This is a genomic window from Flavonifractor sp. An91 (assembly GCF_002159225.1).
GTDB classification, from domain to species: Bacteria; Bacillota; Clostridia; order Oscillospirales; family Oscillospiraceae; genus Flavonifractor; species Flavonifractor avicola.
Window position 1 is genome coordinate 325,663 of record NZ_NFHA01000001.1, and the last position, 20,969, is coordinate 346,631.

14 protein-coding genes and 3 pseudogenes are annotated in these 20,969 nt (G+C 49.7%); 3 read left to right on the forward strand and 14 right to left on the reverse strand.

Features of this window, described 5'->3' with window-relative positions:
* Positions 1–456: 456 nt before the first annotated feature.
* From B5G42_RS01650 to B5G42_RS01670, 5 genes are read right to left on the reverse strand one after another with little or no spacing between them, the layout of a single operon-like run.
* The gene (locus tag B5G42_RS01650; protein ID WP_087266033.1) at positions 457–825 is read right to left on the reverse strand and encodes an FMN-binding protein; all 369 of its coding nucleotides are present in this window, start codon (positions 823–825) and stop codon (positions 457–459) included.
* Entirely contained in the window at positions 822–1,646 is an 825-nt protein-coding gene (locus B5G42_RS01655; protein WP_087266035.1) for an ABC transporter ATP-binding protein, read from the reverse strand. Before B5G42_RS01655 ends, B5G42_RS01650 begins: the two co-directional genes overlap by 4 nt.
* A 13-nt stretch (positions 1,647–1,659) precedes the next feature.
* Positions 1,660–2,655, reverse strand: coding sequence for a FecCD family ABC transporter permease (locus B5G42_RS01660; RefSeq protein WP_087266037.1), 996 nt, complete (start codon positions 2,653–2,655; stop codon positions 1,660–1,662).
* Positions 2,652–3,725: a FecCD family ABC transporter permease gene (locus tag B5G42_RS01665; protein WP_242961096.1), complete on the reverse strand. Its 1,074-nt coding sequence runs from the start codon at positions 3,723–3,725 to the stop codon at positions 2,652–2,654. The genes B5G42_RS01660 and B5G42_RS01665 overlap by 4 nt, the downstream gene beginning before the upstream one ends.
* Positions 3,691–4,704, reverse strand: coding sequence for an ABC transporter substrate-binding protein (locus B5G42_RS01670; RefSeq protein ID WP_087266039.1), 1,014 nt, complete (start codon positions 4,702–4,704; stop codon positions 3,691–3,693). Before B5G42_RS01670 ends, B5G42_RS01665 begins: the two co-directional genes overlap by 35 nt.
* Before the next feature lie 223 nt (positions 4,705–4,927).
* Here B5G42_RS01670 and B5G42_RS01675 point away from each other — a divergent pair, with 223 nt between their 5' ends.
* Complete coding sequence (locus tag B5G42_RS01675; protein ID WP_087266041.1) at positions 4,928–5,833, forward strand: helix-turn-helix transcriptional regulator; 906 nt, start codon at positions 4,928–4,930, stop codon at positions 5,831–5,833.
* A 199-nt stretch (positions 5,834–6,032) separates the two neighbouring features.
* Here B5G42_RS01675 and B5G42_RS01680 read toward each other — a convergent pair.
* From B5G42_RS01680 to B5G42_RS01720, 9 genes and pseudogenes are all read right to left on the reverse strand, one after another.
* Positions 6,033–6,876 (reverse strand): annotated as a pseudogene (locus B5G42_RS01680) (HAD-IC family P-type ATPase); the annotation flags it as partial.
* Between the two features lie 48 nt (positions 6,877–6,924).
* Positions 6,925–7,074, reverse strand: a pseudogene (locus tag B5G42_RS18910) (DUF4491 family protein); the annotation flags it as partial.
* A gap of 158 nt (positions 7,075–7,232) precedes the next feature.
* On the reverse strand, positions 7,233–9,707 hold the full coding sequence (locus tag B5G42_RS01685) for a tetratricopeptide repeat protein (RefSeq protein ID WP_087266043.1): 2,475 nt from the start codon (positions 9,705–9,707) through the stop codon (positions 7,233–7,235).
* A gap of 255 nt (positions 9,708–9,962) precedes the next feature.
* Positions 9,963–10,286: an S-layer homology domain-containing protein gene (locus tag B5G42_RS18550; RefSeq protein WP_242958700.1), complete on the reverse strand. Its 324-nt coding sequence runs from the start codon at positions 10,284–10,286 to the stop codon at positions 9,963–9,965.
* On the reverse strand, positions 10,174–12,696 hold the full coding sequence (locus B5G42_RS18555) for a glycoside hydrolase family 97 catalytic domain-containing protein (RefSeq protein WP_343286679.1): 2,523 nt from the start codon (positions 12,694–12,696) through the stop codon (positions 10,174–10,176). The genes B5G42_RS18550 and B5G42_RS18555 overlap by 113 nt, the downstream gene beginning before the upstream one ends.
* Positions 12,669–13,205 (reverse strand): hypothetical protein, encoded by a 537-nt coding sequence (locus B5G42_RS01705; protein WP_140399768.1) that lies wholly within the window; start codon positions 13,203–13,205, stop codon positions 12,669–12,671. Before B5G42_RS01705 ends, B5G42_RS18555 begins: the two co-directional genes overlap by 28 nt.
* A 22-nt stretch (positions 13,206–13,227) precedes the next feature.
* A complete protein-coding gene (locus B5G42_RS01710) occupies positions 13,228–13,890 on the reverse strand; it encodes a hypothetical protein (RefSeq protein ID WP_055270295.1) in 663 nt (220 codons plus the stop codon).
* A gap of 286 nt (positions 13,891–14,176) precedes the next feature.
* A complete protein-coding gene (locus tag B5G42_RS01715) occupies positions 14,177–16,441 on the reverse strand; it encodes a UvrD-helicase domain-containing protein (protein ID WP_087266047.1) in 2,265 nt (754 codons plus the stop codon).
* Between the two features lie 14 nt (positions 16,442–16,455).
* On the reverse strand, positions 16,456–17,319 hold the full coding sequence (locus tag B5G42_RS01720; protein WP_087266049.1) for a hypothetical protein: 864 nt from the start codon (positions 17,317–17,319) through the stop codon (positions 16,456–16,458).
* A gap of 201 nt (positions 17,320–17,520) precedes the next feature.
* Between B5G42_RS01720 and B5G42_RS01725 the strand changes: the two genes are divergently transcribed.
* Both B5G42_RS01725 and B5G42_RS01730 read left to right on the forward strand, forming a co-directional pair.
* Positions 17,521–18,987 (forward strand): ParB/RepB/Spo0J family partition protein, encoded by a 1,467-nt coding sequence (locus B5G42_RS01725; protein WP_087266051.1) that lies wholly within the window; start codon positions 17,521–17,523, stop codon positions 18,985–18,987.
* 63 nt (positions 18,988–19,050) lie between these two features.
* Positions 19,051–20,969, forward strand: a pseudogene (locus tag B5G42_RS01730) (hypothetical protein); the annotation flags it as partial.

Sequence of the window (20,969 nt, forward strand, 5' to 3'; positions counted from 1 at the left end):
ATTACGGCTTGCAAGGAGGTTTGTCAAGAGGCGTCCATGTTCACACATGACAGTTTTGGGCGGGTGCATGTGGAACACTCCTGCACGCACCCGTCAATAAATCTTATGACTATTGGGACGTACCGTTCTAATCGTACCATCAACGCCAAGCGGCCACCAGTCAGATCGATGACCACTGCGGGATTTGGCATCAGGTCGATCATATTCTGGTTACGTGCCAAAGTGAAGTCGTGTCATTTCCTGGCGGGATCAGCATCGCCCCCGCTCCAAGGTGCAAAATTATCACGGGTCATGCCATCTAAATGCATCGGGCAGAGCTGATACTAAAAGGAATACGCACCAAGATCAACACATTCTGATAAGAGCTCGCAAATTCTATAAATGCAGTATGTTTCTTTTTCTTATCAGACATATAAGTCTCCATCCCCTTGCAAAGTCCTTTTGCGCATCCCTTTCTTATCCCTGTGTAGCCTGCTGGATACAATCCGCTACGGCGGTCATAATCGCATCACTTGTAATAGTTGCACTCGTAATAGCGTCAACTTCGCTGGTCTGTGCCTCTACAATCTGTTCCGGGATTTCCTTTAGGGCCTGACCTGCTACACTTTCTGTCTCATTTTGACTCAAAATTGTAACGGACAGGATGCTTTCGTTGTCAAATTCTACTTCGACAGTTACATCCCCTCCATACCCTTCAGCGCTGGCCGTATAGGTGCCCGCCTGATACGCGCTGCCAGAACCTCTGGATTCAGAACATCCGGAGAGAAGCAGGACACTGCTAAAAGCGCAGATCACTGCCATAGATAAAAATTTTCTTGCCTTCATAGTCTCTTTTCCTCCTTGTGATTTTCAAACATCTGGCCACGCACACCATAAGGCAGGCATACTGGCACATTTAACACAGGATGCTGTATAACCTCTGCCTCCACATCAAAAACTTCCCGCAACATCTGCGGGGTAATAACCTGCTCCGGCGCGCCTTCCAGATATTTTTCTCCGTTTTTGATCGCCACCAAATGGTCAGAAAACATTATCGCATGATTCAAATCATGCAGCACCATAACCACCGTCACACCTTGCCTCCTGTTCAATTGTTTGAGCAGTTGCAAGATTTCCAGTTGATGAGAAATGTCCAGGTATGTCGTAGGTTCATCCAGAAAAAGGATTCCTGTTTTCTGTGCCAAAGCCATTGCGATCCACGCTCGCTGTCTCTGCCCGCCGGAAAGTTGGTCCATTTCCCGGCCAGCCATATCCAGCATATTTGTGCTATCCAGTGCCCATTTGATAATTTCTTCATCCTTGCTTGTCAGACCAGATAGTCTTTTGCGGTAAGGATATCTTCCATATTCGACCAAGTCTTTCACCGTAATGCCGCTGGGGGCCTGCGCCCCTTGTGGAAGCACTGCCAGCCTTTGTGCCACTGCTCTTGTTGACATACGAAAGATCGAATCGCCATCCAAGCAGACAGTACCCTCTGCAGGTGTCAGCAATCTGGACAGCGTCTTTAGAATTGTGGATTTACCAGAACCGTTTGTTCCGATCAGCGTTGTGATTTTGCCAGGCAATATTTTCAAATTAAGATTTTGAAAAACAGGTGTGTCCCCATAACCTGCCGACAATTTTTCCGCTACGATTCCCTGCTGCATCAAATTCACCCCCTTAAATTTGCTTGTGCAGTAGATACAGGAAATATGGCGCTGCCAATATGGAGATGACGATACCTGCCGGAACTTCTATCCCAGAAAGCAGGACGCGCCCCACTGTATCTGCCAGCACCAGCAGAATTCCGCCAGTCAGCATAGAAGTAAGAAGCAAATTGCGATGCCGCACCCCCGTAATCCTTCGGGCAATGTGAGGCGCAACCAGACCGATAAACCCGATTCCTCCGCTGACCGAAACGCAACTTGCGGCTAGTGCGGCAGAAAGAAAGAGTAGCACCCTGCGCTCTTGTCCGACTCTAACGCCTAATGCAGACGCTGAATCTTCTCCCAGCAAAAGAAGATCGAGAACATTAACCCGCCAGAAGAGAAGCGGAACCAATACGAGCAGACAGGGCAACAGGATCTTGATCTGATACCAATCAGTACCCCAAATATTGCCCACAAGCCAGCGCTGAACCATTTGATAAATGGAGCTGTTGATATTTGTTCCCAATATGGTCATCATAGAAGTGAAGCCAGCTGAGGCGCCAATGCCACCAAGAAGGAAATGTGCCGGGCGTATTCTGCCGTCTCGTTTGGCGAAGTTATAAAGGAAAAATGCTGTCAGCAGACCGCCCATCATCGCAAACAAGGGGCGATAGAACTTGGTGTCAATATGCAGGGACGGAAACATCCACATAAAAATCATGACGGAAAAGCCTGCCCCAGCGTTAATACCAATGATCCCCGGATCTGCCAGAGAATTATCTGTCACGGCCTGCAAAGTGCAGCCAGACAGAGCCAGTCCCATACCGCATAAAACGGCCAATATGATTCTTGGCAACCGCATCTTTAACAGAATCAGTGTGCTTGTTTTCTCTGCCGTACCGGTAATTGCCCCCCACAGATCAGCGAGGCCGATCTGTAAGTATCCGCTGTTAAGTGAAAGCAACACGGTGGCGATGAGGCCAAGGACTAAGATGAATTGTATCAGGCATGCGCGCTTTCTTCTCATAACTTAGTCCCCCTGTTCCGATAGGTCAGCAATAGGAAAATCGGCACACCGATCACAGAAACCAGCGCTCCTGTCGGGGTGTCAAAAGGTGCTTGGAGCATGCGGGCCGCAACGTCAGAAAGCACCAAGAGAACGGCGCCCATCAGTGCGGCAGCAGGGGCTAGCCGTCGATAATCTGCCCCTACCAGTTTTCGTGCCACATGAGGAATGATAATCCCGACAAAGGATATGCCTCCAACCAGCGATACACTTGCCCCGGCCAATAGCAACACGGCAAAGAGGCCAAATGCACGGACAAGGCCGACATTTACCCCGAGGCCTGAAGCGCTTTCATCGCCCAGCGCCAAGATGGATAGTTTAGGTGCAAGAAGAAGTCCGATTATAACGGCTATCAGCAGCCAGGGAGTCACTGCTTTGACCTGAGGCCAGAGTATTCCGGAAAGGCTACCCGCCGTGTAAAAGGAAAGGTCTTTAGAAAGGCCAAATGCAAGAGATATTCCCTGGCTGAGTGCTGTTAAAAAAGATGAAACAGCCGAACCTGCCAAAATCAGCCGAATCGGATCGGCTTTTTTCTTCTTCGCGCCGAATCCGTAAACTATTAGGGCCGCTACAGTTGCGCCCAGAAACGCTGCACCCATCAACCCATTATAAGATAGTGTCGGTAAGAACGCAGTGCAAAGTGTAACAGCAAAGCAAGCCCCCGCATTGATACCTAAAAGGCCGGCGTCAGCCAGAGGGTTGCGGGTGATTCCTTGCATAACAGTGCCTGACAGTGCAAAAGCCGCCCCGGTGATACAGGCGGCAGCAACTCTTGGCAAGCGCATTTCCAGCATGATCTGTGAAAGCGATGTGGACAGATCCAAGTGTAGAAGCGCATGGATCAATTCCGAAACGCTCCCCCCGGCAATACCTACGCCTACCGCTATAAGTGCAGAAACAATTAAAAGTGCAGCTAAAATCAGCAAAAAAAGGATGTATCCGGTCTTGGAGTGGATCCACTGCCCAGAAGCAGTGGACCCACCCGCAAAGCGCTTTTTACTCATCAATGTTTTGGTGGTTGAGGATTGCATTGACTATTCGCTCCATGTAAATCAATTTACCGTTAGGCGTATAGGCCAAATCATACTGCTGTTCGTTGATGCCGCAGTATACGTTCCCGTTCTGTACAGCTTTCAAATTCTTCCAGGTAGGAAGATCTGCTGTATCACCTACTGTCCCGTCATCGCTGAAGTAAAGAACGTGGTCGGCATCTATCTGAGAAAAATATTCCGCATCTACTTCTGCACCCCAGACATTCTCAGGGACTCCGGAAGATGCCGGAAGCCCCAAAGCGTCATAAATCAGTTCTCCAGGGCCACCCGTACTGTAGACATAATATGTACCAGAACGCACGGAGTTGTCCTCAATGACAGCAAAAGTGTCATTTCCCGTGACCGCTTTGAGCTGGTCTGCATATTCAGCAGCCTGTGCATCATAGTTCGCTAGCCATTCCTCGACCACATCTTCTTTCCCGAACCATTCCCCCAGTTGCTGGAAGCGCCCCCTCCAGTTTACATAGCTAATATCATCGTCTAGCATAACAGTAGGGGCGATTTCACACATCTGATCATAAACATTGTCGTGACGGATATTCATAATAATCAGATCCGGTTCCAACTCTGCAATTTTTTCCAGATCCAGGTCGCCGGCGGAGCCGGAATAATTACCTACGGTTTCCACGTTGTTTTCTGCAAAGTATTCCTGCAGATATTCAGGAACTGTGGTGGGATCAAACATACTGGTATTGGCTGATCCGACAAAAGGCATCTCTAAAATAATCAGTTCGTCGGCAGATCCGGATGTATCTACAATGCGCTGCGGATTTGCGGGGATTTCAACTGTTCCCTTCATATCTGTTACTGTAATCGTGTCGCCGTTCTGCCCCGTCTGCGAAGTTTCCATTTCACCCGGCTGTGATTCTAAATTGCCGGACGTTTCTGTTGTACTTGAGCAAGCCACCATGCTGAATAACATCGCAAAACAAAGCAATCCGCTCAACATTTTTTTCATTGTTTTGTCCTCCTTGTTTGATATACATCGGTTAGCACAAACTAACCTATGTGAATATTAGCACATTGCCATATCACTCTCAGCCCCAAGAGGGATTTTTTTTGCCCCCAAAGGGATAACAGCAACTTGACACGTTAGCACTAACTAACTATAATCTATTTTACAGAGATCTGTGTACTTCAATTTTTGACTTAGTTAGTTTGTGAAAAAGGGGAGGGGAAATGTGTCCGACTTATCTCTGAAATTCAAATCGTCATCTGGATTTCCATTGCGCAAACAGATCGAAGTTCGCCCAGGTGTCCAGCTTTTCTTTTCTTCCGGGATCATAGATCGAAAACTGCAGTGGGTAACAGCTACCACTAGTCCTATCTTTGAACTTGCATATAGTCAAAAGAATTCTTTATACAGCGAATTAGGGAATGTTCCTGTTGAAATCAAACCTGGCTATTCCAACCTTGGGTTTTTAGGGGAAACCAGAAGTCGTTCAGAGTATCAATGCGGAGAAGAAATCAGGACATACTCTATTTGGGTTGAGCCTCATATTTTTGATGATTTTTGTGAAGCAGTCTGTGGGGAAAAGGGGCAAAAGTTCTCTGCTTTCCAAAATTTTGCTTGCCCATATTATTCCTTTCGTCATGATACACGTGAAGAAATACTGCTGAGCAAACTTGACAATGAAATGGAAATGTCGACGGGCCAGTTGAATCGCCTTTTGTTAGAAAGCCAAGTGTTGGAACTGCTTTCCATAAATATTGAACGGCTTTTATGCCCCGATTGGAAAGAAGATCGTCCGTTGCCTCTCTCAGCCGCTGATATGGAATGTCTTCATAACGCCCACGAGATTCTCATCCGTCGATTGGATTGCCCGCCTTCCCTGCAGGAACTTTCCTACTTAATCCGAATGAATGACTATAAGATGAAGCGTCTTTTCAAGCAGTATTACGGAAAAACAATCTATCAGTATCTTCGAGAAGAACGAATGAAGAAAGCATATGTATTGCTTCAGGATGGTCATTATAATGTGAGTCAGGCCGCTTTTACTGTCGGATATACAAATATCAGTCATTTTTCAGAGGCCTTCAAAAAATATTTTGGGGTTTCTCCACACAAGGTGATACCACATATCTGAATTAACCTTCCACGATTTCATTGTTTCATCCGTTTCAAAATCTAAAAGGCACAGCTGCATTCATTTAAGTGGATAGAACTAACCGTAAATATTTAAGGAGAACTCACCACTTTTAGTAGCGAGTTCTCCTGTGCACTGGACGGTTTTAGTGATACCCTTGTGAGGGCGGGGCACTCGCGCCGGGCTCTGTCGGGAGACATTATTTTGTTTTGGGCAGGGGTAGTGCGCTCATGCTGTGAAGGCTCACGCCCAGAGTGGACAAGTTGTGGAGCATGGCGGAGGTAGCCGGTGGCAGGATGCCCGCTACGCCCAGGCCGATGAGCGCCCCATTGAAGCCGATAACAAAGCGGTAGTTGTTCTGGATGCGGCGCATCAGGGCCATGGACAACTGCCGCAGGCGCACCAACTCCCACAGGCTGTCGGCGGCGATGGTGATGTCGGCGATCTCCCGGGCGATGGCCGCCCCGTCGCTGATGGCGATGCCCGCGTCCGCCTCGGAGAGGGCTGGGGAGTCGTTGATGCCGTCCCCTACCATGAGAACGGTGTGCCCTTCCCGCCGCAGAGCAGCAACATACTCCGCCTTGTCCGCTGGGAGCACGCCGGCCCGGAAATCGTCCACTCTCAGCTGCTCCGCAATGGCAGCAGCGGTGCGGGGTCTGTCCCCGGTGAGCATGACGGCGTTTTTCACGCCCAGATCCCGCAGGGCAGAGCACGTCCTTCGCCTCCTCCCGCAGGGGATCGGAGATGCAGAGCACGGCGGAGAGCACTCCATCGATGGCCAGATACAGCTGGGAATACTCCGGGGACAGGGCGTCGAACTTAGACTGCTCCCCCTCCGGGACTACGCACTTCTCGTCTTCAAAGATGAAGTGGGCGATGCCGATGCGCACCTGCTCTCCGTCCACCGAACTGGCGATGCCATGGGCCACCAGGTATTCTACCTTGGCGTGGCGCTCCTCATGGTTTAGACCCCGGCGGCGGGCCTCCTCCACCACGGCGTTAGCCATAGAGTGGGGGAAGTGCTCCTCCAGGCAGGCGGCCAGAAGCCCCAAAAGGATGGACAAAAACCCCTGGATCAGAAGGGCCGCCAGCAGACACAGCAGGCCGACGATCAGGAACACCGGCCAAGCTCGCTGGGTGAAGCGGTACTCGCACCAGATCACCAGGGGATGGAAGGCGCCAATCACCAGCAGCGACGCGGCTCCCACGACAACGCCTTCCAAGTTCAGTTCCACGGACATCACCTCGTGGACATCATACCATGAACTCAGTATGAATAAAAGTTAAATATTTAGGAGGACCCGCCACTAAAAGCGGCGAGTCCTCCTTTGCCCTGGACGGTTTTTGATGATACCCTTGTGCGGCCGGAGCATTTGGTGCGCAGGTGGCTTTTTGCAGTTTAAATATCCGCCCCGAAAAAATCCATTTTCTGCTTTACCGACTCAATCCTGTCTGAATCCTTTCCAAACAGTTTTTCTACCATGGAAATAACCGCCATATAGGCGTTGGAGGCCTCGCCATAGCGCCCCTGCGCGGCATACAGGTCGCCAAGCATCTCCTGATTCTCAATGGTATCCGCCGCAAGGGCGCCCCGCATATGCTGGTTGATTTCCAGGGCCCGGACAAGTTTATCTTCCGCCTGTGCCCACTGAGCCCGCGCATCCTCTCCGCGCCCATCCGCCTCCGCTTCCAGGCCCAGGTGATAATGAGATACACCCTGATCGTACAGCGAATAAGCAAGTCCTGACGGGTTTCGCTCTGACAGTGTCTGCTCATGCAGCAGGGTACATTCCAGCGCCTTCTGATAGTTTCCCTGTCTCTGGTACATCCGTCCCATTTCCATATAGGTCTCGCCCACCCGCTCCCGGGCCAGCGCCAGGTCATACTGCTCATTTTTCATGAGCATATCCCGCTTCTCTCCCCGCTCCAGGGCTGCAATGTTGCGCTGGCGAATGTCAAGGGCCTGTTGAAAATAGGTCTGCGCCTTGTCAAAGTCCTGGTCGTACTCCCAGGTATAGCAGCGGGCCACCTTTTCATAAGCCATAGCCAGATCCTCATTTTCTGGCATACCGCTGCGGAGCATTAGCTCCAGTCCCAGTCGGTACCAGGGGATGGATTCCTTATTGCGGCGGCTGTTGAAGTAGCATCCTCCCAGGTTTTTCGCTGCGTAGCCGGTCATGGGGTTGTCCTCTCCCAGCTGTTTGCGGCAGGCATCATAAAAACGATGGGCATTTTCAATAGATGCATCAAAACGCCCGACCTGCCATAGAAAGCCGGAGATCGGCTCAAAGGCATCGATTGCCCGGGTATCCGGCTCCGGAAAATAATCCGCCAGAGCCAGCACACTGTCGGTAACCGCCAGATTTTCCTGATAAGGCCGCAGCCAGGCAGTGAACAGGAACCGGGACATATTGTCCAGGAATTTGCCGCACTGATCCACATCAGGCCGTAAAACCGCATGGACCACCTCGATCACCAGCGGATGCAGAGAGATCCGTCTTTCCGCCCCTTTCAGCACCCAGCTCTTGCGGATCAGCTGATTGATGGGTTCAAAGGAGGGCAGATCCATCCACTCCCGAAAACGGACCGCAGGCACACCGCTGTGCCCCATCAGAGACAGGCAGCGCAGGATCTGCTTCTCCTCGTCACTCAGGTTACTGGTATTGAACACCGAGCAGATATGCCCAAAAGCGGTATTTACAGACTGTCGGCCGGATACGGTCTCCGCCAGTCCGCTTTGCATATCTCCCTGCTCCAACAGTGCCAACATCTCGTCCGCACTGAGAAAGCTGGCGCTCATCTGCTTGGCAATCAGTTCCACCGTATAAGTGTGGCAGGCAATCCTGTCAAAAATCTTCTTCAGGCTGTCCTTGTCGCCCTCTTCCACACACTCGCCATAGTTTTTCTGGAAAATGTCCAGCAGCACATCAAAATCCTGCATGGCCTCCACCCGGAGCGCCGGATATCCCGGATGGGCATTGCGAGTGGTAAAGATCACATGGTAGCTGCCCTCCAGGAATTTGTCCAGGTCCGGGTCCCCATCCACATCAAAATTATCTACGATCAGCAGGGTTTTCTCGCTGGTAATGCTCTGCATCACCCGCAGTTTCCGCAGGAAAAAGGCCCGCTCATCTTCTGTGGGCTTTTGCGGCTCCAGATTCTCAATGGAGACCGCCTCTTCGTCGCAAACCAGGCGCTGGAGGCTGCCCTGATAGCTGACAAACAGCGTCTGCTCGTATTCCTTTTGGAATCTTAACGCATACTGCTTTGCTAGTTCACTCTTCCCGATGCCGCCGATCCCCTCCAGAAAGATGCAACGTTTCCCCTGAGCAAAGTGGGCGTGAATCTGCTCCAAAAGTGTCTCTCTGCCCTCAAATACATCTCTGGCCTGGGGCATACGGGCCAGCAGTCGATATTGACGGATGGGGCTTTGCGTCTGCTGTGTACGCTCTCCCTTTTTCTTGCCCAGCAGCATCTCCAGGCGCTCCACCAGCTCATCGATGCGCTTATACATGGGCGGCGTCATAGCATCGATCCAGTGCAGCCGGCCCAAGTAATACTGGGCCTCCTCACCGATCTCATCATCGGCTACATGGAAGGGGATAATCTTTACTTCTTCATTCCGGGTAAGTCTGCGGCTCACCATGTCGATTTCGTTCAGCACATGAACAGACTCCGATGCCTGACGATTCAGGATCAGGAGAAAAATTGCGCATTGGTTGATCGCCTTTACAATGCTGGAGGCATACGCGCCCTCTGTATTTCTGGGCGCATACCAGCAGCGAACGCCGTCGGCCTCCAATTTATTGACAATACCTTCCACAATATGCAAGGAGGACGCGGTATGATGGCTGACAAATACATCAATTTCCATGAGTGCTCACTTCTCCTTCCCATTTGGTTGCTGCTCCCGACCCAATATGCAGCAAATGATTCTCGCCACAAGGCCTTCCGATATTTTACAGATTGTCAATTATTATACTACACCTTTGTCCTTTCTACAACTATCCCCTTTCTTCGCACAGCAAGAAAACTCTGCGAAATCCCATTGCGGAGTTCAAATAAAAGCGGGGCGGAAGTCAAAAACTTCCGCCCCGCTTTCGGAGGAGAAACGCCTATTGGCAGCTGCTTATTTCTCGTTTTCCGCAAATCGCATAAGGATGGTTGCAATCTCAGCCCGGGTAGCAGTACCGGTGGGGTCAAGCTTACCGCCGTCCTTGCCGGTGAGCAGACCGGAACCAACCGCCCACTCCATAGCCTCAGCGGCCCAGGAGGAGGTACCGGTGCTGTCAGCGAAGGTGGTCAGGTCGCCCTTGTCAGACACATCGTAGCCCTTGCTCTCAGCGTAGCGGTACAGGATGGTAGCCAGCTGTTCGCGGGTCACGGTGTCGTTGGGAGCAAAGACGGTGTCGCTGTAGCCCTTGACAATGCCCTTGGAGGCGGCCCAGTTCACAGCGTCGGTGTACCCACACACCGTTCTCCACATCGGTGAAGGGCAGGCCGGTCTCCACGGGGGTATCGTCCTTAGTGAAGGACGCCTTCACGGTGACATTGCTTCTGGGCATTCTGAAGGTATACTTGCTGTCGCCCTTGTCAGTCACGGCAACGGCGTTCCCCTTGGCATCGGTAACGGTAACACCATCGGCCTTGTAACCCTCGTCGGGAGTCAGTGTCACAGTGACTGTCAGTCCGGCAGAAGGACGGCTGTTGGACACCTTCACAGTACCGTTGGATGTTTCCTCAACTGTCACGTCGTAGCGGGTCACGGAGGCGCTGCTGCTGGAACTCCCTGTAACTGTAACAACACACGAAGCAGTATATCCTCCGTTTGTAGTGGTGACAGTGATCACCGCTGTTCCTTCGCCTACCGCAACGACATTGCCAAATTGATCTACCGTAGCTATAGAATCATTATCTGAGGACCAAGTAACCGTCTTATCTACCGCATTTTCCGGCAGCACAGTGGCAACCAGAACTTCATTGTCCCCCTGTTCGAGAATCAGTGCAGATTTGTTAAGCGTTACGCCCTCTACCGTCTTTGCGCCAAAAGCAATCTGTTCGCCATTGCAGTTAAAGTCTTCGATGGTAACAGGAATATTTGCATCGGTACTGCCATTGACTGCAAACACGCCGATTTTCATGTCTGCAGACTGACCAACCGTCTCATTGGTCAGCTCGCCTACAGCAGTCCAATCCTCTTCCCCTTCATATTTGTACCAACCCTTGAAGGTGTTCCCGGTTCTCTCCAGCTTAAGATATGCAGGCACATCTTTCTGAGTATCCGCTACTGCATTCTCGCCCCAGACTCCATCCAGGTTCTGGAACATTCCAAAGATGTTTTTGCCAAGGCTGTTATGGTAGCGTCTGGTAACCGATGCAATGGCCTGCCAATTGTCAAACACCATCACACCTACCTTTTGCGCATGTGCATTCAGCCCGCCGCTCACCTTAATGGTCAGGGTGAAATCCCCCTCCGGTGCATCATACAGCCAATAGTTGTTCGGTTCCTGGTAATTCTTTGCAAAATCGCCTACTTGTGTAGTAATTAGAATTTTATTTTCTGCCTCAACCTTGCAGTATTCATTCTGATTTACTACAGTCCACCCCTCTGCAGGAATATACGCGGGCAGAGTCACTTTCACCTCGCACTTGGCTGTTAACGTTTTCCCATACGCATCAACCGTCGCAGTAATGGTTGCCGTACCTGCTCCTACCGCTCTGATTTCACCATTGTTTATGGTAGCAACAGTAGGATCACTGCTCGACCAATTAACAGAGGCCGCAACCGGATTGCCGTCCCGATATGCTGTGGCAGTAATTGTCTGGGAATCATTCAATTCCATCGTCAGTTCAGCATAATCCAAAACCAGACTGTCCGGAGACGGATCTTCACGCATGATACAAATGGCAAATCCGCCATTTTCTAGCATCGGCACGGTCAGGACGTCACGGTTTGTTACAATCTTTTTCTCACTGACCAACTCAGATATATCCGCACCATCTTTACAGATGACCGCATAATAATCACCCTCGCCCAGGAAAGACAGGTCAATTTCTGCGTTGTGCTGTTCCACGCACATTCCGCCGATATACCACTCTTCCCCACTGCGCCTAGCCATGATAACAAGATTGCCCGGATCAGCCGCCAACATTTTGGACTCGTCCCAACCGGAAGGAATATCCTGGAAATACTCTCTGGCGGGGCTGGCGAGATAATATACCGGCTTATCCGCCAAACACTGAATACCAGATTCATAGACGACCGCCATCGCCGCCATCTGCGCTACGCTGAAGTCTACATCGCTGTAAATGTGGAACATCGGGGTATAATCTGCAGGGCCAATAGCCATTCTTGTAAAGGGCAGCATACAATTGTGGAATGCTGTCAGCCGGCTCGGCGTCTCGCCGCCCAGCAGTCCTTCCCGCGTAAGCATAAAGGGATATGTACGCCGTTCACCATGAGTCTGCGGGCAGCCGTGCAGATTGATCAACAAGTGATAGGTGGCTGCATCTTCCATAATCCCATCATACAGCTGCATATATTCCTGAGAATCACTATTAAACCAATCCGGTTTTACCCCTGCAATTCCCATATCGGCCCACTCTTCAAAAGTAGCCCGCCGAGTATCCTGGTCTTTGATCTTATTGTGATCGACCCAAACCAGAAGCTTTACATTTTTAGTCTTTGCGTACTCCAGCAAGTCATCAAACCAGTCATAGTATTCTCCAAATTCAGGCTGCCAGCCATCATCCAGGAGAAGATACTCCCATCCCATCTCAGCACTCAAATCCACATAGCGCTTATAGGTGTCATAATCACTGGTGCTGTCTCTATTCAGCCAGGTCCAAGAAGTACTCCGTATGGTGTGATGACTCCATTGCCCTCATCAATGAGGAGCAAGGCGGTTTCATAGCCGTCAAGGGCGTCCAGCTCCTCTTTGCTGGCGCAGCCGCCATTCAGCACCATGTAATGATCTCTGCCGACCTGCTCTAAATCAGAAAAAACTGTGATGACCGTGACCTGCTGGCAGGAAAATGTCAAGTTGATCAGGTCGGTCATGTCGGAATAGTCGTAGCTGACTGCAGCACCCTGGAACTGAGCGCCCTCCTGTGCATAACAGAAGCTGTCCAGCCGCTTGGCCAGATAGTCCAGCTCGTCGATATTTACAGGTTTTCCCTCCAGTCGCTTCAGGATGGGGTACTCACCAAGGATCTCGTCCATTTGGCAGTCCCTCGCCAGGGGATCTCCCATGTCCATCGCATTCAGCGCCTCCATGATTCCGTCATACTGGTTGTGCGGGATTGGGAGGGGAACGGTAAACTGTCCGTACTCGGGATGCTTCGGATTTGATAACACAGCATTCATTCTCATCGTATTCCTCCAATGCCGAGCCCTACATCTCCATCTGAGGGCTATAATCCTGTCTGTGTTCCAATTGGGTGTCCAGGTCAGGGACAGAGAACTCGATTTTGATTCTGGCTTCTTGAATGGCTCTTATCTGTTTGTCATTCAAATTTGGGTCTTCTGCCAACAGATGATCCGTTGCACGATAAATCTCTGTCAACTCCTCATTGGAGAAGAGACTGGCTTTGGGGATCAGACCAGAGCGGACAGCGAAGTCCCGTTTGGCTCCTGCAAAATCATCCTCATAATAGTGCCCATGGCTGACGCCGACCCTTTCATAATCCCAGATCCATGTAACGAACTCATAGCCCCGGCCGGTGCCTCGCTCTCTGCCCGCCAGCACAGCCCCGCCGAAATCCGCAAGCAGATGAAACTTATTGTCAAGACCACGAGCACGGAGCAGGGGGGTGTTTTCCATAGCCTCCACATATTCAAATACTCTGTCGGCTGCAATGGCGACCCTGTGATACAGCTCGTTGGCCTCTGGATTCTTGCTCCCGGACGGAAGCATAAATACTTCGTTCCCAGGAGAAACAGAAAGGACAGGCTGTCCATGGAGAAAAATCTCCAGCCGCCTGTCCTCTTTGCTAAGGGATTCAATTTGCTCCTTTCCGAGACACCGGGATAGTTCCTCAAAAAATTTACTCCCCACTGTAAACCTCCAATCTTGTTACTTCATTGAAAATAAAAAAAAGCCCGTGCATTTTTTGCACGGGCTTAGGAACACATCTTTTAACTGAGTGTTCGTCCTCATATTCTTCTTGGATAAAACAATAACTCACACAGCATTGACTGTGTGAGTTATTGTTTTGGTGGAGATAAGCGGGATCGAACCGCTGACCTCTTGAATGCCATTCAAGCGCTCTCCCAGTACAAGCGTGTAGCGAACCCTCTAAAAGGGGTGGGGAGAGTGCTTTTGGTACGCAGGATATATGAGCTTATTTTACAAGAGTTCCATTTCCTAAAGAATAGTTTAAGCAACTTGAAACTCCCCTGGAAAGATTACCGAGTATTCGCACCTGAAAACGGGCTCTAGAACATGCCAAATATAGTTGATTAAGGGCTTTAAAGCGCATAAAATTTTCTGATATATCATTTTGGGAAGTTACAGGAACTCTACCCTCATCCACTCCGACCAAAATTACACCTTTGAACTCTAACCCATTTATATTTTCAGGAGTAGACAACACTATGCAACTTTTTTCCTTCGTATTTTCTGCTACATTGTTTTTGCTAATAAGTTCAATTACTGGATGACCAGAATTTTCTGAAATGAGATCTGCGTCAATCTCACCCGGGCCAAACATAATAACTGCAATTTCGTTTGGGTTGCACTGAAATGTTTTAATCATGTCATCAATATGGCTTTTTAGAGAAGATAGCATTTCTCGATCACTATTATACATATAGAGTTTTGGATGTCTACAAAATGAGTCTTCTCTAGCAGTAAATCCGCTTAAGGCTGATTTGTATGGATTAATGAAAGCATTGAAAAGTGCCGCACCAGATGCAGTTATAGATGCACAGAGTTCTGCAATTTGCTGAGAACTTCTGAAAACCGTACTATATTCTTGAGAAATTACACTCCCTGCTGGGAATTCTCTCTCAATATAATTATTGCTGATATCTCCTCTGTCACCTATTGCTTGGCTATAATCTAATGCAAAACAAATTGGGATACTTTCTTGGTTAATTTTTTTCGTGAGATAATGAAATATTTGTTGTTCATTCACATTAAATAAATGCATTTCGTCCACAAAAATATAGTCATAGCCATTTTGCTCTCGCTCTCTCTTCCACAATGGCCCTCTAAATCTAGAAATCGCTTCCAAAACCACATCATCAGTATCAAAAACTGATTCTCTTCTTAAATAACTTTGATACTCTGTAAATAGTTTATATACATATGTTTTATCATCTTCTGTAATAACTGGCAAACCGTTTGATAAGGCAGAAAGGTTCTTATATACATCAAAGTCCTCCGCTGAGTATCCTTTTATCTGAATACTAAACTCATGTTGCAATAGCGAAACAACTCTAGAAGGATCTTCATTATCTAAAACATTTTTTAATTCTTCTGAAAGATGCGGTCGATAAGTTTTATAATATTGCGCAGATATTTTAGTATAAATATCTTGTATTATTAACAGTTGATATTGTTTTGCCTCATAAGCATCGCCATCGATAATTTGTGTTTCGTTCAAATTAATATAGTTTGCACAGTATTCTTGTAAAGTTGTAATTTCGATACTTTGATTTTCATCGTTTTCCCACTGCCCATTGGTTGATGAATCAAAAATAAGTTTAATACTAGCTTCTGTTGTTTTGCTATGGGCAAAAAAAACAACTTTGAACGGCAAGTTTTTTTCTCTTGCATTTGCTAATAAGACAGCTGCACGCATTATAAGTGAAACTGTCTTTCCAGTTCCAGCAGGCCCCTCAACACGTATAGGAGCAGTTATATCTTCTGAATCCACAACTTTTTTTTGGGAATCAGTCAATCTGACCCGTTGCTGTGCTAAAGTCATATAGCTAAAAGCTAGATCAGGTGACAATGTTTTTGCCTCCACTAGATGCATAGGATTTGTATTATGGCTTTCATGTTGGGAAGGAGACGAATACAGTTCAAAATGCTTTTTGTAATCATGTATTTGGTTAAGATATGTTTCGCCTGCCTTTTGATATACTCCTATATCAGGAATCTCTATGCCCTTTGGTGCCCCTTTGTCATTATATTTATAAGCCAAAAGCGCGAAAGATATGCCTCTAGTTTGTAATCGCTGACAATGCGGTTCACGAGCAATAGCAATTCGATATGCTTTTTTCTGACTATAAGGAAATGGGAAAATAACAGCTTTATCATTAACAATATTCTCAGCAGAGGTAAAGGATTGCTGATTCCAGTAGCGTATAGAAAATCTTAAAAGTTTTTGTAATATGAGCAATAGTTCAGTGTCATTGGCATCTTCTAGAATACGGCATTGCTCTAAATCAATAACCATTATTTTTTTATGCAAGCCAGGTCCTGCAAAAATTATCCCATTGCGTTGCTTATCGGCTATAATTCCCTTCATTTTGAAATTATCTTTTTCTTCTCGAATAAAAGCGACGAAAAGTTTGCTGAGTTCGTATTCAAAACTTTGCAGCTCAACTTTCGTCACAATTTCTTCGGCTGCACTCTGTTCAAACAATATGTATTTCATCGTATATCCCCTTATTAATCAACTTGATACGAATCACAAAAAGCAGACAATTCAGTATTGGAAAGAGTGTCAATTCCTATCCTTGCAAATGCACTAGAAAAGTTCTGTAGAAGATGCTCAATCCAAGGCGATGCAATCCTGCCATCAAATATAACAAAATCACTACTGCATTCCAAAAAATACTTACTATTTAGTCTTTGTAACTCTAGATTGCCGTTTTCCTGCTTTGAAATTTCTGCGTAATCAAATCCGTTTTTTGCAATCGTTTCAATTTCTTCAAGAGATATTTGAATTATATCTTTTAAATTAACAACAATTCCATCTGTCATAATTTCATTTTGACCTATTTTTGCTTTATGTGGTAGAAAGCAAAACTCATTTGGAAACCGCTCACATAAAAGATCCTTGAGTATAGCACTTTTCCGTTTAGACAAATCGCCGTTTAACAATTTGATTCTATCTTTTATTGAACAATGCTCAGTTAACTCACTCCAAGCTTTCCACTTATGTACCGATTGTTCCAACTTATCAAAGTTTCTCTTTTTTAGTTTTTCATCGGCCTTTATGTTTATCAATACCTTTTCTGGACCGAATGCTAAAAGGGTATCAAAGTCTAACCCGCTCTCTCTTGCCCATTGGTTTATGGGCCCTAAAATATCGTTATGCAGGTAATCATTAAAGGCTCTGGAGAAAAGTTCTGTGCATACCCAATCATGGAGAGATATTGCTGATAATAAATGTATTACTTTAGATTTGTTCTGCGCAATTTCACAGCGAGCAGTAATAATTACTCCGTAACACTTTATCCCATCATAATATTGTGAACGCAGCCCATACAAAATTGAGCCCTGTGTATATTTTTCCATTTCAATCACCATACAAATCCGTTTTTTCATTATATCACATTATGCATAAAAACGCGACAGATTTCAATGCTATATAGTACAATGTCTTTAAAAAATGGACTGCTTATAGGGACTATTGGCAGCATTTTATATCTTTGCGCTAAAGGAGGGATGCTCTTCACAAGCCAGCCATTGGGCTGGCTTTTTTCATGCTATCACGAAGGAGGTTGGCAAATGGCAGACGACAAACTGAGCCCAGACCCGAAGAACAATAAGCCCCCGGAGGCAATTGCTCCCCCCGGGCCGAGTGATTCTCCCACCCCGGAGCCACTCAAAAGCCCTGGCGATCCGCCTGGGCATGAGCAGGCAATGATTCCCGGTATAGTTGAGGATGCTCCTGTTCCTGCCAGTAAGGTGATTGACTTGTCCGGCATCCAGGCTGCCGCCGATCACAATGGTAAGAGGCCCATCGCTCCCGGTGTGGCCGACAAACCGCCAGAGGCCGCTCCCGAGCAAAAGCACCGGGGCCGTCCGCCCAAAGCAAAGCCCGAGGCAGGAACTGGCAAACAGGAAAAAACGGCAGAGCCCCACACGGGCCGCCCGTCCAAGGCTAACAAGGAGGCCCGCGATGGGGTCCCGCCCTCTGTTCGGGACAAAGTGTCCAGAGGAAGCAAGGACGCAAAAGGCAAGGCAATGGGGCCCGGAGATGCACCGGCTGCTAAACCCGGCAAGGAGACAAGACCGCAGAAGGAAGCACCCGCCAAGGAGCCCGCCCCTGAGCCGCCTAAAATTGACCTGCCGCCGGTTCCCCCTATGCCACCCCGCCCAGTGGAAGAAGGCAAAATCGTCTATCTGAAGCTGTCCGAGCTCCATCCGTTCCATACTTTCCGGGAACACCCGTACAAGGTGCAGGATGACCGGGCAATGGACGATCTGGTGGACACCATCAAGGTACACGGCGTGATGACCCCGGCTACCGTCCGCCCGGAAAAGGACGGCAAGGGTTATGAGATTATTGCGGGCCACCGCCGCCACCACGGCAGCGGACGGGCTGGACTGGATGAGATGCCCTGTATCGTCCGAGATATGACCGACCTGGAGGCCGTCCGGGAGATGCGGAACAGCAACAAGCAACGGGGTGATCCCCTGCCCAGTGAATTGGCCCGACTCCTGGAACTGGAGGTAGAGGCCATCAAGCACCAGGGTACTCGACCCAAAAACGAGCAAGAAAAGGAATTCCTAGGAAAACGCTCGGTTGAAATTGTGGGTAAGGAGCATGATCTCAACTACAAAAAGGTGCTCCGCTATCTCCGCCTCAACCGTTTGGTGCCGGAACTGCTGGACAAAGTTGACGCCAAAAACATGGGGTTCATGCCCGCTGTGGAACTCTCGTACATCAGGCCGGAAAACCAGCGATTGATCGCTGTGTCCATTGACGGGGAGCAGGCATCTCCCTCGGTCAAACAGGCCAAAAAGCTCCGGGAACTGGATCAGGAGGGAAAACTGAACGGCGATGTGATAGACGCCATTTTGAGTGAACAAAAAAGGGAGGTTGATAATGTGATCATCAGTACCGACGAACTCAACAAGTATTTTGGCAAGGAGGTCACTCCCCGGCAGATGAAGGACCAGATCATGGCCCTGCTGGACGAGTGGAAGGAAAAGCAGCCGCCGGAGAAAAAGGCGGAACTGGAGAAGTAAGCCCTTGGGACAAAGTGTCCCAAGGGCTTTACTGATTTCTGCGACAAATTTAGGAGGTACAATTTGAAAAACAATCATCATTCCCCCCGGAGGCTGACGGCCCTCCTTCTGGTCGTAGCCGTCATGCTCTCCCTGATCCCCTCGGCCTTTGCCGCCCAACAGAACAGCTACCACGACCCGGCGGAGCATTGGCAGGAGGCTCTGAACCGCACCAACGAACTGGACGCAAACTCGGTGGTGACAGTGGAAACCTTTGATTGCTGCGTCTGTGACAAGGCCACTGCCTTTGAGGTGTTCCGCGTTCCCGAGTACACCCGCAACGGGGAAACGGCGCTGACCCGAAATGTCAAATATTCGGACGGTACCTGTCTGGACGGCAAGAGCAAGGGCGATCTTCTGGACGGCACCCCCGGCCAGGACGCCACCTATACCGGCTATCACTGGACGAAAGCCGTCTGCGAAGTCTGCGGCACCATCAACAGCAATATGGGTGCTACCAGTTACGCCTGCAACAAGAATGTGTATTGGCTCTATGACTGCGCGGCGGATTTCTTTGAGGAACTGCCGGAAACGCAGACCATTGAGCAGGTGGACAGCACCTACCATCGCATTATCACCACCAGCGGCGAATACTGTGCGTTCTGTTACGGCACCTACAAGGAGGAAAGTTCCACCCTGGAGCGGCACCACATGGAAACGGCCATCCGCCCGGAGCTGGCCCATGACCGCTTTGTAGAGATGGCAACTTGCGCCGACTGCGGCTACGCCGAAACCGCCTACACCGCCGCTAAGTCTGTTGTGGCGGACTACTTCGGCGTGGTGGACGGCCAGCCCCATACTGTCACAGTGTCCGATCTTTCCGAGGCAGGTGTCACCACCGCTATCCGCTACGGCCACACGGCGGACGGCTGCACCCTGACCAGCGCCCCCAACTATACCGAGGCTGGGGACTATGCTGTGTACTATGAGATTACCTATACCTATAAGAATACCGACATGGTGGAGGACGGCGTGGCCTATGTCCATCTGCGGGACGAAAGCACCGAGGAAACCGATGGGGACGGCTCCTGCGGCGAGGACCACAACTGGACCCTGCTGGACAGCGTAGCCCCCACCTGCCTGACCCTGGGCTATGACCGCTACCTGTGCGTGGACTGCGGTGCAATCGAAAAGCGGGACTATGAGGCCGCCCTGGGCCATGCGTTCCAGAGCATTGTCATTCGGGACGCCACCTGCGAAACCCCCGGCAAGGTGCTGGAAATCTGTGAGCGGTGCGGCCCTGTCCAGGAAAGCATCACCCCCAAGGGCGAGCATGAGTTCTCCGTTACCACCGTCCCGGCCACCTGCACCAGCCCAGGCTACACCCTGCGGGAGTGCGCCGTCTGTGGAGAGCGCCACATTGAGGACATCACGGCGGCCCTGCCCCACAACTACGTTGCCAAAGTAACCCCGGCCACCTGTGAGGGCGGCGGCAAGACCGTCCATATCTGCGAGGGTTGCGGTTCCAGTTTTGTGACGGACTACACCGAGCCGTTAGGCCATTCCTGGGACGAGGGAACTGAGATTACCGGCGCTACCTGTACCGGCGAGGGTGTGATCGAGTATCGCTGCGTCCGCTGCGGTTATCACCGGCTGGAGGGCGACGCTGCGGCGGGCCATGTACCCGGTGAAGCGGCCACCTGCACCACGCCCCAACTCTGTACCAAGTGCGGCGCTGTGATCGTCAACGCCCTGGGCCACGACTACCAGAAGGAAGTGACCGCCCCCACCTGCACGGAAATGGGCTACACCACCTATACCTGCTCCAGCTGCGGCGACACCTACAAGGGCGACTATACCGACGCCGCCGGACACAAGCCCGGTGACTGGATCATTGACCAGGAGCCCACCACCGACAGCGAAGGCAGCAAGCATCAGGAATGCGAAGTCTGCGGTGAAACCCTGGAAACTGCGGAAATCGAGAAAATCTACAAGCAGGCCAC

Excerpts from the sequence above, each read along its gene's own strand:
- B5G42_RS01685 (WP_087266043.1), bottom strand. The coding sequence starts at position 9,707 with ATGGAAATTGATGTATTTGTCAGCCATCATACCGCGTCCTCCTTGCAT.
- B5G42_RS01660 (WP_087266037.1), bottom strand. The coding sequence starts at position 2,655 with ATGAGAAGAAAGCGCGCATGCCTGATACAATTCATCTTAGTCCTTGGC.
- B5G42_RS01720 (WP_087266049.1), bottom strand. The coding sequence starts at position 17,319 with ATGGTGATTGAAATGGAAAAATATACACAGGGCTCAATTTTGTATGGG.
- B5G42_RS01655 (WP_087266035.1), bottom strand. The coding sequence starts at position 1,646 with ATGCAGCAGGGAATCGTAGCGGAAAAATTGTCGGCAGGTTATGGGGAC.
- B5G42_RS01650 (WP_087266033.1), bottom strand. The coding sequence starts at position 825 with ATGAAGGCAAGAAAATTTTTATCTATGGCAGTGATCTGCGCTTTTAGC.
- B5G42_RS01705 (WP_140399768.1), bottom strand. The coding sequence starts at position 13,205 with ATGAGAATGAATGCTGTGTTATCAAATCCGAAGCATCCCGAGTACGGA.
- B5G42_RS01715 (WP_087266047.1), bottom strand. The coding sequence starts at position 16,441 with ATGAAATACATATTGTTTGAACAGAGTGCAGCCGAAGAAATTGTGACG.
- B5G42_RS01665 (WP_242961096.1), bottom strand. The coding sequence starts at position 3,725 with ATGCAATCCTCAACCACCAAAACATTGATGAGTAAAAAGCGCTTTGCG.
- B5G42_RS01725 (WP_087266051.1), top strand. The coding sequence starts at position 17,521 with ATGGCAGACGACAAACTGAGCCCAGACCCGAAGAACAATAAGCCCCCG.
- B5G42_RS01670 (WP_087266039.1), bottom strand. The coding sequence starts at position 4,704 with ATGAAAAAAATGTTGAGCGGATTGCTTTGTTTTGCGATGTTATTCAGC.